The 13,118-nt window shown below is 52.7% G+C and carries 11 protein-coding genes; 1 reads left to right on the top strand and 10 read right to left on the bottom strand.

Annotated elements, in window-relative coordinates:
• Window positions 1-68: 68 nt before the first annotated feature.
• The 3 genes from HVE01_RS15065 to HVE01_RS15055 form a co-directional block, all read right to left on the bottom strand.
• Entirely contained in the window at window positions 69-1,094 is a 1,026-nt protein-coding gene (locus HVE01_RS15065; RefSeq protein WP_146944948.1) for a TAXI family TRAP transporter solute-binding subunit, read from the bottom strand.
• Window positions 1,095-1,333: 239 nt separating this feature from the next.
• A complete protein-coding gene (locus HVE01_RS15060) occupies window positions 1,334-2,716 on the bottom strand; it encodes a sigma-54-dependent transcriptional regulator (protein WP_146944947.1) in 1,383 nt (460 codons plus the stop codon).
• Window positions 2,713-4,479 (bottom strand): sensor histidine kinase, encoded by a 1,767-nt coding sequence (locus tag HVE01_RS15055; protein WP_146944946.1) that lies wholly within the window; start codon window positions 4,477-4,479, stop codon window positions 2,713-2,715. The genes HVE01_RS15060 and HVE01_RS15055 overlap by 4 nt, the downstream gene beginning before the upstream one ends.
• 809 nt (window positions 4,480-5,288) lie before the next feature.
• Here HVE01_RS15055 and HVE01_RS15050 point away from each other — a divergent pair.
• Entirely contained in the window at window positions 5,289-6,191 is a 903-nt protein-coding gene (locus HVE01_RS15050) for a LysR family transcriptional regulator (protein ID WP_146944945.1), read from the top strand.
• Between the two features lie 9 nt (window positions 6,192-6,200).
• Here the strand turns inward: HVE01_RS15050 and HVE01_RS15045 are convergent, their stop codons facing one another.
• From HVE01_RS15045 to HVE01_RS15015, 7 genes are all read right to left on the bottom strand, one after another.
• Entirely contained in the window at window positions 6,201-7,004 is an 804-nt protein-coding gene (locus HVE01_RS15045) for a universal stress protein (RefSeq protein ID WP_146944944.1), read from the bottom strand.
• 37 nt (window positions 7,005-7,041) lie between these two features.
• A complete protein-coding gene (locus tag HVE01_RS15040; RefSeq protein WP_307725263.1) occupies window positions 7,042-8,241 on the bottom strand; it encodes a benzoate/H(+) symporter BenE family transporter in 1,200 nt (399 codons plus the stop codon).
• Between the two features lie 80 nt (window positions 8,242-8,321).
• Complete coding sequence (locus HVE01_RS15035; protein ID WP_146944942.1) at window positions 8,322-9,053, bottom strand: ABC transporter ATP-binding protein; 732 nt, start codon at window positions 9,051-9,053, stop codon at window positions 8,322-8,324.
• Window positions 9,050-9,817 carry an ABC transporter ATP-binding protein gene (locus tag HVE01_RS15030; RefSeq protein WP_146944941.1) on the bottom strand — a complete coding sequence of 256 codons (768 nt, stop codon included), beginning with the start codon at window positions 9,815-9,817 and terminating at the stop codon, window positions 9,050-9,052. The genes HVE01_RS15035 and HVE01_RS15030 overlap by 4 nt, the downstream gene beginning before the upstream one ends.
• Before the next feature lie 3 nt (window positions 9,818-9,820).
• Window positions 9,821-10,888 carry a branched-chain amino acid ABC transporter permease gene (locus HVE01_RS15025; RefSeq protein WP_146944940.1) on the bottom strand — a complete coding sequence of 356 codons (1,068 nt, stop codon included), beginning with the start codon at window positions 10,886-10,888 and terminating at the stop codon, window positions 9,821-9,823.
• A gap of 12 nt (window positions 10,889-10,900) precedes the next feature.
• Window positions 10,901-11,761, bottom strand: a complete 861-nt coding sequence (locus HVE01_RS15020) for a branched-chain amino acid ABC transporter permease (RefSeq protein WP_146944939.1) — start codon at window positions 11,759-11,761, stop codon at window positions 10,901-10,903.
• Between the two features lie 65 nt (window positions 11,762-11,826).
• Window positions 11,827-12,999, bottom strand: coding sequence for an ABC transporter substrate-binding protein (locus tag HVE01_RS15015; RefSeq protein ID WP_146944938.1), 1,173 nt, complete (start codon window positions 12,997-12,999; stop codon window positions 11,827-11,829).
• Between the last annotated feature and the right edge of the window lie 119 nt (window positions 13,000-13,118).

Raw genomic sequence — 13,118 nt, 5'->3', positions numbered from 1 at the left:
GAAACGAAGTCAGGCATAGGGAGGCCATCCGCCCGGCTTATGCCAGGCAGATGCAGGGCGATAGGCCTTCAGCCTTCGAGAAGATGCTCAGGAATTTCAATGCCTTGTTCCTGGAAATAGCGCGCGGCACCGGCATGCAGTGGTATCGGCAGACCGTCGAGCGCTTTTTCCAGAGCCATATCACGCGTCGCCGGGTGAATGTTGTTTAGAAACGGTAGGTTCTCGAACATGGCTTTGGTGATCTGGTACACATGCTCCTCAGGAACATCGGCGTTAACCACCAAAATATTGGGCTGGGAAATGGTATTGATCGGGGCATCCTGACCAGGGTAAGTGTCGGCGGGAATTTCGAAAGCACTCCACACTGGGTACTGGCTGTTAATGCGCTCAAGTTGCTCAGCGGTCACATTCAGCGTGGTAATGTCATCGCCCATATTGGCATAGGCGCTGGTCACGGCAGAGGCCGGAACGCCTGCCGGTATGTTCATACCATCGATATTGCCGTTCTGCATGGAGTCAGCGCTGGCACTGTAGCCCAGGTAGGCGATATCCATCTGCTCCGGATCAATCTCCAGACCGGCAAGAATTTGCCGACCAGAGCCTTCGGTACCGGAATTGCGCGCACCAATGGAGAAACCGCGCCCGTAGAGTTGGGCCAAGTCATCAATGGTGCCAGTATCGACCAGTGCGTCACGCATCACAAAGTGTTCGACGTTCTGCCACAGCATAGAAACTGAGCGTACGTTGTCATAGGCTTTGGGCACTGGCCCCTCACCGGACCATGCCCAGGCGCCGTAGAGCGCTTGCAGAATGCCGAATTGAGCCTGGTTGTCATCCATCAGGCGCAAGTTTTCCGCTGAACCCGCCGAGCTGATGGCGGAAACGGAGATGCCGTGGGTAGGCTCGAGCTTGACACGTATCAGTGTAGAAAGCGCGACGCCTACTGGATAGAACGTGCCACCGGTGGTGGCAGTGCCCATGATGTATTGTCCGCCCTCGGTAGGTTCCTGAGCGGTAACAGCGGAGGCACTGACGCCGAATGCAGCGGCGGTAGCGAGACAAAGAGCGGTTTTAAGAAATTGGCGTTTCAGCATGGTGTTGCTCCCAGCTTATTAGAATTGTTGGAGTAATCACTACTCCTTCCCCAATAGAGCGAGAAGCTAGCCAACTTTAAACAAAGATATAAAAATCAATACATTATAATTTCACTTCTACGACAAAAGGCGAAGACGCCGGAGTGACCACCGGCCATTCTTTGCCGACGGTTTTTGCTCTCATCGGCAAAAAATGGCCGATGAATCAGCCCTAGCGCATTAACTCTTGAATTAACCGTTTAGGTCGCGAGAAAGTCTTCGCGGCGCAACTGGTGACGCTGCATTTTCTGATTGAGTGTACGGCGAGGCAGATCGAGTTCGTCGAGTACCGCTTGAATATTGCCATGATGGCGCTGTAGCGCTTCTTTCAAGACGGTAGCCTCAAATACTTCCATACGCACAGAGAGTGCAGACGCTTGGTGTGACGGCATAGACGAGCGCTGCCAGGGCAGATCCAGCCCAAGAATAAAGCGCGTGGCAATATTGCGCAGTTCGCGGAGGTTTCCAGGCCACCGATGATTACCGAGGGCAGTCAGCAGTTCTGTAGTGGGTTCGCGTAGCGGCCTTTCGTGAACATCTGCGGCTTGATGGCAGAAGTGACGAAACAGCAAGGGAATATCTTCGCGGCGCTCACGCAAGGGGGGAATCGCCAGCTCGGCAATCGCCAAGCGATAATAAAGATCCTCGCGAAAATCTCCTTGCGAGACCATTTGCAGCAAGTTCTCTTTACTGGCCGCCACGACCCGAAGATGGAGGTGGATAACTTGGTTGCTGCCTAACCGGGTAATTTCACCTTCCTGCAGTGCGCGTAACAGCTTAACCTGGGCAGACAGTGGCAGTGATTCTATTTCATCCAAAAAGAGGGTGCCGTGGCTAGCGGTTTCCAGCAGGCCTATACGTCGCTCTCCTGCCCCGGTAAAGGCGCCTTTTTCATGCCCGAATAGCTCTGATTCGATTAATTCACTGTTCATGGCACCACAGTTCAACGCCACAAAAGCGCCTTGGCTACCGCTGCCAAAGTCATGCAAGGCGCGAGCCACAACCTCCTTGCCGCTGCCCGTTTCACCATTGATAACCACGTTGGCGCGGCTAGCAGCTAAGTTTTCCACTTGGCGCCGTAGCACTTGCATCAGCGCAGAGTCGCCGAGCAGGCGCGTGCTTAAATAGTTATGCCGTAATGCCTGCTGTAACTGCAGGTTTTCCAGCGCCAGGGCCCGATGCTCTAGTGCTCGTCGTACACACTCTTCAAGGCGTTCAGGGTCGAAGGGCTTTTGCACAAAGTCCCAAGCCCCCTGCTGAATCGCTGCAACCGCCATGGGGACATCGCCGTGGCCTGTGATCAGAATCACCGGAGGCGGCGTATCAAGTGCTTGCACGGCGGCAAACAAGGCCAAGCCATCCATCTCGGGCATCTTGATATCACTGACGACGACACCGCACGGCTGGCCGTTTTGAAGTGCATTCAGCGCCTTAACGGCACGTGAAAACGTGCGAACCTCTAATCCCGACACCTCCAACCATTGGCTAAGAGAGTCACGGACATCAGCCTCATCGTCCACTAGCCAGACGGGCAGAGAAGCAGCCGATAGTCGAGCTAAGGTGCTAGAAGATGCTGGCGTCATGAAGGAGTCTCCTCAGCATGCGGTAGTGTCAGACGAAACCAAGCGCCCCCAGCGGGGTGATTACCAGCGCTGAGTTTACCGCCAAGATCCTGAGCAATGCCGTAACTAATAAACAGCCCCAGCCCTAAGCCCTCCCCAACCGGTTTAGTCGTAAAGAATGGGTCGAACATCTGCTCGATCACTTCTTGGGGCAAGCCTGGGCCATTGTCATGAATCGTCAACTGCACTTGCTCCACAGTGATCTCAACATGCAGACAAATGACCCCATTGGGTATGTCGTTCAACGCATCCAGCGCATTACGCAGCAGGTTAGTGAGCAACTGCTCAAGGCGAACGTCATCGCCACGTACCCAGAGTGACTGCGGCCAATCGCCGTCACGCTCCAAGCGCACTTTTTGCTGCTGGAAACGCTCCTCCAGTAGTTCTAGTACGAAGTTCAGGCTGGCCGGAAGATCCACACTCTCCCGGCTCTCGCCCTTGCGAGCAAACAGCTTTAGCTGCTCGATTAGCCGGGCGAGGCGTTTGCTTAATACCTGAATACGTTGGAAGTTGTCGCCTGCCATTTCCTGACGGCCAAGCGCCAACAACCGCTCACCGTTAGCAGCATAAGTACGGATGCCTGAAAGAGGTTGATTAAGCTCATGGGCAATGCCTGCCGCCATGGTCCCCAAGGCGGCCAATTTACCCGCTTGGACCAGTTCAGCTTGCGCATCCTCTAAGGCCTGGGTGCGTTCCTGGACACGTTCTTCCAAACGAATATTGGTTTGCTGGATGATTTTCGCCTGGGCATCGCGCATGTGTTGGCGTTTTTGGCGTTCACGCAACCACAAGCCAAACAACAAAAGAGCGGAAAGCGTGACTAAACCCGCCAGAAATACATTGCGAGCACTGATATAAAGTGGGCGCACCGGGCTGAGATAATGCATCGACCAACCCAGTGTCGCAAGCGGCAGGGAAGCGACCAGAAAACGCTCGCCTCCTCCTTGTGCTTGGTTACCTATTACCAGCGTATCGTCATGCAGGCGCTGACCGAGTGGGGAAAGCGGTTTATCGAGAAATTGACGTTGGGCGCTAATCTGCGCCAAAGCATCATCAGAAAGCCCATCTATGTGCTGAAACCGCCACTGCTCGCGGCTAGAAAGTATCACAACGCCATTAGCGTCCGACAAAATGACGTGCTCTTGTGCTCGACGCCAATCCTCTTGAAGCGCTTCCAGTGAGACCTTAACCACCAAGACTCCCGCAGAGGCAGTATCGTCGCCAAGCGTAACGACATAAGAGGTGAAATAACCCGGCTGTCCAGTTGTATCACCAATTGCAAAGAATTCACCGCTACCGCTCTGCATGGCATCGTAAAAATAGGGGCGAAAGTGGTAATCGTGGCCAATGAAACTTTGCTCGAGTGCATAGTTGCTGCTGGCCAGGGTGACGCCTTGCTCATTCATCAGAAAGATGGCGTCAGCGCCCGAACGCTCAGCGACCTCTGCCAAGTGCTGATTAACAGGCGACAGCAATAGCTCACTAGGTTCGCGCAGGGCAGCCTGGACTAAAGGCTGCTGGGCCAGTAAGTCAGGCAGGTAGTTAAAGCGCTCAAGCGCGCCTTGCAGGCTGCTGGTGTAGAGCGCTAGACGCGTATTCGCGTGACGCTGGGCATCCGCTTCGGCGTGGCTGTATTGCCAATGCCATAACCACCATAACCCTAAAAAGCTCAGCACGATTAAAGAGGCCAGAACCAGCGCATACAGCCAAATCTTTCTGCTCACTGTGAGTTTGCCTTAACGGTCGAGTTGATCAGACCTAAGAGCTTATCACCCAGGCGTAAGCTGGCGAATCACCTAATTAATGATCTTGCTCGTCAGAAATTTCGCCACTAAAACCTGGGGCATGCCAACCTACCGCTGCATTGGAGATGGCAGTGGTAGCTATGTGTGTCTAGGCCGATATAAGCGAGGTTGATTTACACTAGGCTGTTTCATGGTCAGTCTTCCTTAATAAAAGCCCTACGCTGCTCCTAAACCTTCCAAGTAACTCACGATGCTGGGGAAGGTGCAGGCCAATCCACTATGTCTATTAACGTTATCCGGCCTTGAATATAGTTCAAAAAGCGTCATGCATAAAAACAGCACCAACGTCATAACTACTGCACGCTATAGTATCGCAGTTTGTCTGTAGCGTTTGAGCTCAATATAGAAGGTATGCAGTGATGGGAATACTTCTCTCAGCCCAATAATTAAGCCCATGATATCCTTTTGGTTCGATACGAGACATTATAAAACGTTGAAGCTTCTTTCCAGTGCAACTGCGTGCCAGCGACTGAGCAGGCTATGCGAGTCATTGCAGAAAGCTCAACGAGCAGGTGTACACGGTGGCTCTCTCCTCTTGTTATTACCTTGCATTACTAAAGTCTTAGACGTTATTTAGCTTTCAAGCGCGTAAATGCTGATAGCGTTGAAGCGCCTAAACTAGTTGGTTTAGCAGATTGCCCTGCTGCTTGAGCAATGCAGTTTACTCGGCAGCCACCGAAGGTAAATGCCACCATTAGTTAAGAAATTACTCATACCTTGGAGGTATCATGGAACTACGCCACCTGAGGTACTTTTGCGTTGTTGCTGAAGAACTTAATTTTACCTGCGCGGCTGAAAGGTTGCATATGTCTCAACCACCTCTTTCCCGTCAAATAAAACAACTAGAACAAGAGGTTGGAGCTGAGCTGTTCGAGCGAAGTTCTAGAGGCTTGCGTCTAACGCCTTCCGGTGTATTTTTTCAGCAGCACGCTCTGCAGATATTAGAGAAAGTCGAGGTCACAATCGACGCCACTCGGCGCATGGCGCGTAGTAAGCGTACGCTGTTCGGCATTGGTTTTGTACCGTCCATTTTTTACGGGCAGTTGCCAACACTCGTACGTGATTTGCGCCGCATGGATAATGTTGAACTCACCCTCGCAGAGCTCACAACGGTACAACAAATTCAGGCGCTTAAGGCAGGCCGCATCGATATGGGGTTCGGGCGTTTACGCATTGATGATCCCGATGTCGAACAAGAGATTCTCTTTGATGAGCCATTAATTGCTGCACTCCCAAGCGGCCACCCACTAGAGGGTACCACCCCTAGCTGCGAAGAACTGGCCCGCTACCCGCTCATCGTGTTCCCCGCAAAACCACGCCCTAGCCTTGCCGATATGATATTGGGAATTTTCCGCCGCCAAGGCTTGAAGGTAGAGGTGGTACAAGAAGCAAACGAGGTTCAAACGGCGCTTAGCCTTGTCGCTTCAGGTATCGGCATTACGCTAGTTCCTGAACAGGTTAAGCGCGTTCAACGAGATGGTATTTGCTATGTGCCGTTGGCCGACAAGTCAATCACTTCACCCGTCGTCTGCAGCCGTCGGCGGGGAGAAAAACCCTCCCCGCTGATGCAGGAGGCTAATGCTATTTTAGAAGTTCTGGTTGAAAATCGCCGCTCTGGGCGCTATCCGTAAAGCCCCCTTTTAAGGACGCAGCACGGCCACGGGGCAAGTCGTCTCGTGCAGCACTTCATGGCTAACGCTGCCGGCCACTACTTGCGAAAGGCCACTGCGTCCATGGGTAGTCATGGCCAGCATCGTATTATGGCTTTCCGCTAAATAGCTGACGATAGAGTCTGCGGGGTCGCCATGCAGTACCTCCCAATCAACTTCTAACGCCTGCTCACTCTCGACACGGCGAGCCAGAGCACTCAGGTAGGCTGACTCCATGACATCAGTATGGCCTAGAGTCATGGTTTTTCTAGTGCTGTTGGCCTCAATCACCTGCAGTAGCTGCAACCGAGCGCCCAACCGTTTTACCAAGGCTGAAGCATAGGGCAAGATGTGCTCGGATAGCTTAGAGCCATCGACACAAACCGCTAACACTTCAATTCGCTGGTGAGCCCGGCTGTCATAGCGGGGGCCACACAGATAAATTGGGCGCTGTGCTCGGCGCACAACCCCTGCGGTTACGCTTCCTATCAGCATCTCCGGCACTGGGCGTCGACCGTGAGCCATCATACATAGCCCGACATCCTCGTGACTGGCAAGCTCACCCAGATATCCTTTGGCGCTGTCATGAGCAACGACATCAATGGCCACTGTTTCAAAGCGGTGGGCCGCCAAACGCCCCTGAAGTTTAGTGCGCTGGGGGGCGATCTCATCTTGCGTCAACACCACAGAGATAGCACTTACCTCTACTCCTAGTTGGGCCGCAAATATTTGCCCAAACGCCAGAGCATGCAAAGCACTTTCACTATCATCAACCGCTACAACGATCTTTTCCATGGTTCCACTCCCACTTCCGCTCAAGTAGTGACTACTGTTATTTAGTTTTATGGTTAAGCGAGTTAAAACTTCGATGTAGCAGGTTATAGGCAAGCGCACCAACGACGACTCCCCAAAAGGCAGAGCCTAATCCTAAAAAGCTAACGCCAGATGCCGTGGCAATAAAGGTAATAACAGAGGCTTCCAAGTGGCTTTTCTCGGCAGCGAACGCACTGATATTGCTACTGATGGCGCCAACAAGGGCTAGCCCCGCAAGTACGGCCACAAACTCCCCCGGCAATGAGATAAATAGCGCCACAATAGTGCCAGCAAAGATGCCACCAATAAGATAGAAAACGCCATTCGCCACTCCTGCAACATAGCGTTTATCAGGGTCTTCGTGCGCTTCCTTGCTCGTGCAAATGGCTGCCGTAATCGCTGCGATCACCGTAGTAATACCGCCGAAAAAAGCGGTAAAGAACGACGTTAAACTGGCAACAATAACGATTGGCTTGGCCGGGGTGGAGTAGCCTGAGGTGCGCAAAATTGCCATGCCGGGTAAGAACTGCCCCGTCAGACTGACCAAGACCAGCGGAATAGCCAGACTCAAGGTAGCGTTCCATGTCCACTCGGGGCGGATAAACTGTGGATCCGCAAACTGAACGGAAACACCTTCCAGGCTTGCGCCTTCTAACAAAACCGCCAAAATAACCCCGGCAATTAAAAGCAGCACTAAGCTGTAGCGCGGCGTAAGTCGCTTAAATAGTAAATAAGCGATAATCATACCAATCGCCAAAGCCGGTACGCTTTCCAAGGAGACGAAAACTCCTACACCAAATTGGAACAGAATTCCCGCCATCATCGCGCTGGCGATACCTGGGGGGATCATTCGAATAATCCTGTCAAAAGAGCCGCTAACACCAATCAAAAAAATAATAACTGCCGCCGTCAGGTAAGCACCTATCGCTTCATTGAGGGACAGGCCTGGGAAGAGTGTCACTAATAACGCAGTGCCAGGTGCCGACCAAGCGGTCACCACTGGCACTTTCAACCACAGGCTTAGAAGGATACCCGAAACAGCTGCGCCGATAGAGATGGCCCAGACCCAAGACGTCATCATGGCGTTGGATATCTCGGCGCTCTGAGCTGCCTGAAAAAAGATTGCCAAGGGGCCAGAGTAAGAGACCAGCACTGCCACAAAGCCAGCAGCGATTGCAGGAATCGACAGGTCCTTTAGCAACTGCTTGTGAAATTGCATGCAACACATTTCCCTGTATCAATGAATTTAACGCGATAGCCAACATCAATTCCGGCAATTATCCGCTTGCCGGAGCCATGTCAGGCGACCCCGAGATGGGTTTCAAGGATTGAAGGATTGTCTTTTAGCCCCTGGGAATCACCGCTATAGACCAATTCTCCCTTTACCAGCAGCAAGTGTTTTTCAGCTATATCCAGCAGGTTGTCGATATTTTTATCGACGATAATGGTCGATATTCCAGTTGCCTTGATCTCTCGTATGATCTTCCAGATTTCATCTCGGATCAGCGGCGCAAGCCCTTCAGTCGCCTCGTCAAGAATCATCAGATCGGGATTTGTCGTCAAAGCGCGACCAATCGAGAGCATTTGCTGCTCGCCACCCGAGAGAAAAGAGCCATCGTGGTTAATACGTTGACCCAAGCGCGGAAACGTATCCAGGACTCGCTCCAGCGTCCAAGGAGACTCCCCTCGCGCATTGGGGCGTGCGGCCATAGTTAGGTGCTCACGCACACTGATACCTGGAAAAATACCGCGTCCTTCCGGCACGTACCCGATGCCTTGACGAATCAGCTGCCAAGGACGTCGCTTAGTGGCAGAAACCCCTTTGATAAAAACCTCGCCTCGGCGTGGTGGAACAAAGCCAAGAATCGACTTCAGCGTCGTGGTCTTGCCCATCCCGTTACGCCCCAGAAGACTCAGCGTTTCGCCAGGCATTAGAGTCAAATCTACCCCATGCAAAATATGGCTCTCACCGTAGTAAGTATGCAGCCCTCGGGCATCAATCAATGGTGTATTGGTTTGCTCAGCGCTCATGCGGTTGCCCCCTCATCGTGGCGTCCCAGGTAGACATCGCGCACCTTTTCGCTGGAGCGTATCTGTTCTGTCGGCCCGCTCTCTAACACACATCCATCGACCATAACGGTGATACGATCTGCAAGCCGGAACACCGAATCCATGTCGTGCTCTATCAATACCAGTGTGTAGCGATCTGTTAGGCTCGCGAGTAATTCAGTGACCTGAACGGTTTCCTCTCGTCCCATTCCTGCCATCGGTTCATCGAGTAGCATCAGCGATGGTGCCGTCGCCAACACCATTGCGATCTGCAGTTGGCGCTGTTCGCCATAGCTCATATCTGATGCGGTCGTATAAGCGCGGTGATTCAATTGACAGGTATCCAGCACTTCCTGAGCTCGCTCGCTCACCTGCCGCGCGGTGAGTCTCGAATGCCAACTACCAAACACGCCGCCCATATGAATACGCGCTGCCAGCTCGCAGTTCTGCAGGCAATTCATGCGTGGAAATATGTTGGTCTTCTGGTGGCTACGACCAATCCCCATGCGCGCAATCTGCCGCGCGCTTTTTCCTTGAATCGGGTGATCTTTATAAAGCACCTTTCCTTCAGAAGGCGGGATCTCCCCGGAAAGCAGATTGATCAGTGTGCTTTTACCAGCGCCATTAGGACCCAAAATGGCATGTGTTTCGTTTGATTTAACATCAAAATCAACGTCATTCACCGCCACTAAACCGCCAAAGCGCCGGGTCAAACCCTGGGTGGCCAAAACAATTTCGTTGCTCATGGCTTAGTTCTCCTTGCGCTGGGTGGCGGTCTTAGCGGAGAGAGCCACCTGCTCCTTCCCATATTCAGGCGCGGTTTCGGGGTCTGTTTGGCGCTTGCTGCGCCAGGGTGGCGCGATAATCAAGCCCGCAATACCTCGTGGGAGCACCAATACGGCAATGATTATGGTCAGACCCATTAAAATCGGCCAGTGAGTCGTGGCATGCTCATAGATATAGAGCATAATCTCGTAAGCAAAGGCGCCTAAAATGGGGCCAAAGATAGTGCCCATGCCGCCTAAAATGAGCATCATCAGCACTTCGCCAGAGGTGTGCCAGCCAAGCTGAGCCGGGTTGGCGAAGCCATACTGCATTGCCGCTAACATGCCAGCAATCGCCGCCATCACCCCAGCGATAACAAAGGCCACCAATTTGTAGCCGCTAGTGGCATAGCCTAAGGCCTGCATACGGTGCTCGTTATCATGAATACCATCGAGCACTTGGCCGAAGTAAGAGCGCGTCAGCCAGCGTAGAAATAAGAAGCCAATCAACAGCATGCCCAAGCAGAAGTAGAAGAAGCTGTAAGGATTATCCAGGTTTACCAGCGGGGTACCTCCTATCTCCAAACTGGGGCGGAACATGATAAAGACACCGTCGGTGCCCCCTGCCATCGGGGAGGTACTAATGAAGTAGTAAAGCATCTGGCCAAACGCCAGTGTTGTCATGATAAAGAAGATGCCTTTAGTACGGATCACTAAGACGCCAACGATTAGCCCAACACAAGCGGAGACCCCCATGACAAGAGGCAACATCCACCACATGGAGGCTGGACTAAAGTCAGGGCTGGCTAACGCCAGGGTGTACGCCCCCAAACCGAAGAAGAGCGCATGCCCCAGGCTGACTAAGCCCACAATGCCGACCAATAGATCCAGGCTCATGGCAAACAGCGCCAGGATTAGCATGAGTGTTAGTTTCTCTAACATGAAGTTGGCTTGATTGCCGAAAACGGCTTCTCCCCAGAGAGGAAAGGCAGCCACCAACGCCGTCAACACCAGCATGATGTAGGCAACGCGCTTGGGATATTTATGTAACATTGCTTATTCTCCTCACGCGAACAGACCGCGCGGTTTCACCAGCAACACCGCCGCCATGATCAGGTAAATCACCATGCTGGCGAGACTGGGGATGAGCACCGCCCCAAAGGTAGTGGCCATGCCAATGATAATGGCGCCCCAAAAGGCTCCTTTGATAGAACCAATCCCACCGATAACCACGACAACAAAGCAGGTAATAAGAATGCTATCGCCCATGCCAGGCGCGATGGAGGTGAGCGGCGCGGCGATCATGCCCGCGAAGGCGGTGAGCGCTACACCGACGCTGAAAATCAGCGTAAAGAGGGTACGGACATTGATCCCCAGCCCTTCCACCATGTCGCGATTGACGGCACCGGCGCGAATGATGATGCCCAGCCGTGTATGGCGCATCACCCAATAAATAACCCCAGCCAATGCTAGGCACACGCCCATCACAAACAGGCGATACACCGAGTACTGCAGGTTATCCGTCAGTTGAATACTGGCATCGAACGGTACGGGCACTGCGACACGATGCACATCGCCACCCCAGATAATCCGCTGTGCTTCGTTGAGCACTAAAATTAGTCCAAAGGTCAGCAGCACCTGATACAGATGGTCACGCTTATAAAGCGTATCGAGAAACAGGCGCTCAATGATGAGCCCCAGAACAATAGCGATAGGGATGGCCGCCAGCATGGCCAGCCAAAAATTACCCAGCCGCAGGGTTAGGTCGTAAACCAGATAGGCACCAATCATATACATGGCGCCGTGAGCCAGGTTGATGATTCCCATGATGCCGAAAATCAACGTCAAACCGCTGGCAATTAAGAAGAGCAGCAGGCCGTACTGCAAACCGTTAAGTAGCTGTACGCTGAAGAATGCGAGATCCATAAGATCCCTCCGAGAATCAGAATGAGGGGCGGGTTTCCCCCGCCCCAATGTGAAGCAAGATGCCGTTATATCTGGCAAGCGTCATCAGGGACTTCAAGATTCTCGGAAGCGATACTGACGACCTCATGTTTGCCGTCGCGAATCTCACGTAGGTACACATTCTGGATAGGGTGGTGGGAATCAGAGAAGCGGAGCGGCCCACGGGGACTCGCCAGTTGTACATTGGCTAACACATCGATCAAACGCTCTCTATCCGACGTATCACCGCCAAGCACTTCAAGTGCCTGAACCAGCATCATGCCGGTGTCGTAACCTTGTACTGCGTAGGTATCAGGAGTTTCCCCGTAGGCATTCTCGTAGGCTGACACGAAGGACTGATTAGCATCATTTTCGAGGGTCTCGGCATAGTGCAGCGTGGTCATTACGCCCTCACCTGCATCGCCCAGGGCGGTTAAATTCCCCTCGGTAAGAAAGCCGGAACCTAATAACGGTATGCTTTCTTTTAGTCCGGCTGCCGCATAATCCCGAACAAAGCTAACGCCGCCACCGCCCGCAAAGAAGGTGTAAACCGCGTCAGGCTCAAGACTGGCAATTTGCGTCAGGTAACTCTGAAATTCTGTACTGGGGAATGGCACTAAAATTTGTTCGACGATTTCACCACCTGCAGCGGTAAATGCCTCCTCAAAGCCTGCCAGATCTTCCTTGCCTCCAGCGTAATCCCAGGTAATGGTTACAATCTTGCGATGCCCTTGATCGTAAGCCACTTTGCCCATGGGGTAGCTGTCTTGCCACATGCTGAACGAGGTGCGGAACACGTTTGGCATGCATAGTTCATTAGTAGCGGCTCCCAACCCCGCATTAGGAATGATGGTGATGGCACCGGTCTGTTTAGCCACTCGCAGCATGCCCATGGCAACACCCGAGTGAACGGGCCCAATGACGAAATCCACATCGTCACCATTGACCAAACGACTCATGTTTTGAGGCGCTTTAGAGGGATCAGCTTCAGAATCTAGCTCAATGTATTCCACATCGCGGCCGCCCAACTGACCGCCATCCTCCTCAATGGCCAATTTCAACCCATTGGTGATGGCCTCTCCAAGGGCGGTGTAGGTACCTGAATAAGGAAGCATCAAGCCAAGCTTCACCGGATCTTCATTGGCGAAGGCACTGCCTGCAGATAGCATGGCAGTGGCACTAAGGAGCGTGGCTAGGGAGGTCTTTTTAAATGTTTTCATTATAATTTCACCAGGGTTCAGTTGTTGTGAAGTTGTGTTGGCTACATTTACAGCAGTAAGCGACATCCCTGTCTCATCAGAGCTAAATCACACGTGATACACGTCGATAACCTGATGGA

Source organism: Vreelandella venusta (genome assembly GCF_007989605.1).
GTDB classification, from domain to species: domain Bacteria; phylum Pseudomonadota; class Gammaproteobacteria; order Pseudomonadales; family Halomonadaceae; genus Vreelandella; species Vreelandella venusta.
The sequence above is the reverse complement of the archived record's forward strand: the minus strand, read 5'-3'. Positions and strand labels throughout refer to the sequence as shown.

Excerpts from the sequence above, each read along its gene's own strand:
- HVE01_RS15065 (WP_146944948.1), bottom strand. The coding sequence starts at position 1,094 with ATGCTGAAACGCCAATTTCTTAAAACCGCTCTTTGTCTCGCTACCGCC.
- HVE01_RS15060 (WP_146944947.1), bottom strand. The coding sequence starts at position 2,716 with ATGACGCCAGCATCTTCTAGCACCTTAGCTCGACTATCGGCTGCTTCT.
- HVE01_RS15050 (WP_146944945.1), top strand. The coding sequence starts at position 5,289 with ATGGAACTACGCCACCTGAGGTACTTTTGCGTTGTTGCTGAAGAACTT.
- HVE01_RS15045 (WP_146944944.1), bottom strand. The coding sequence starts at position 7,004 with ATGGAAAAGATCGTTGTAGCGGTTGATGATAGTGAAAGTGCTTTGCAT.
- HVE01_RS15040 (WP_307725263.1), bottom strand. The coding sequence starts at position 8,241 with ATGCAATTTCACAAGCAGTTGCTAAAGGACCTGTCGATTCCTGCAATC.
- HVE01_RS15035 (WP_146944942.1), bottom strand. The coding sequence starts at position 9,053 with ATGAGCGCTGAGCAAACCAATACACCATTGATTGATGCCCGAGGGCTG.
- HVE01_RS15030 (WP_146944941.1), bottom strand. The coding sequence starts at position 9,817 with ATGAGCAACGAAATTGTTTTGGCCACCCAGGGTTTGACCCGGCGCTTT.
- HVE01_RS15025 (WP_146944940.1), bottom strand. The coding sequence starts at position 10,888 with ATGTTACATAAATATCCCAAGCGCGTTGCCTACATCATGCTGGTGTTG.
- HVE01_RS15020 (WP_146944939.1), bottom strand. The coding sequence starts at position 11,761 with ATGGATCTCGCATTCTTCAGCGTACAGCTACTTAACGGTTTGCAGTAC.
- HVE01_RS15015 (WP_146944938.1), bottom strand. The coding sequence starts at position 12,999 with ATGAAAACATTTAAAAAGACCTCCCTAGCCACGCTCCTTAGTGCCACT.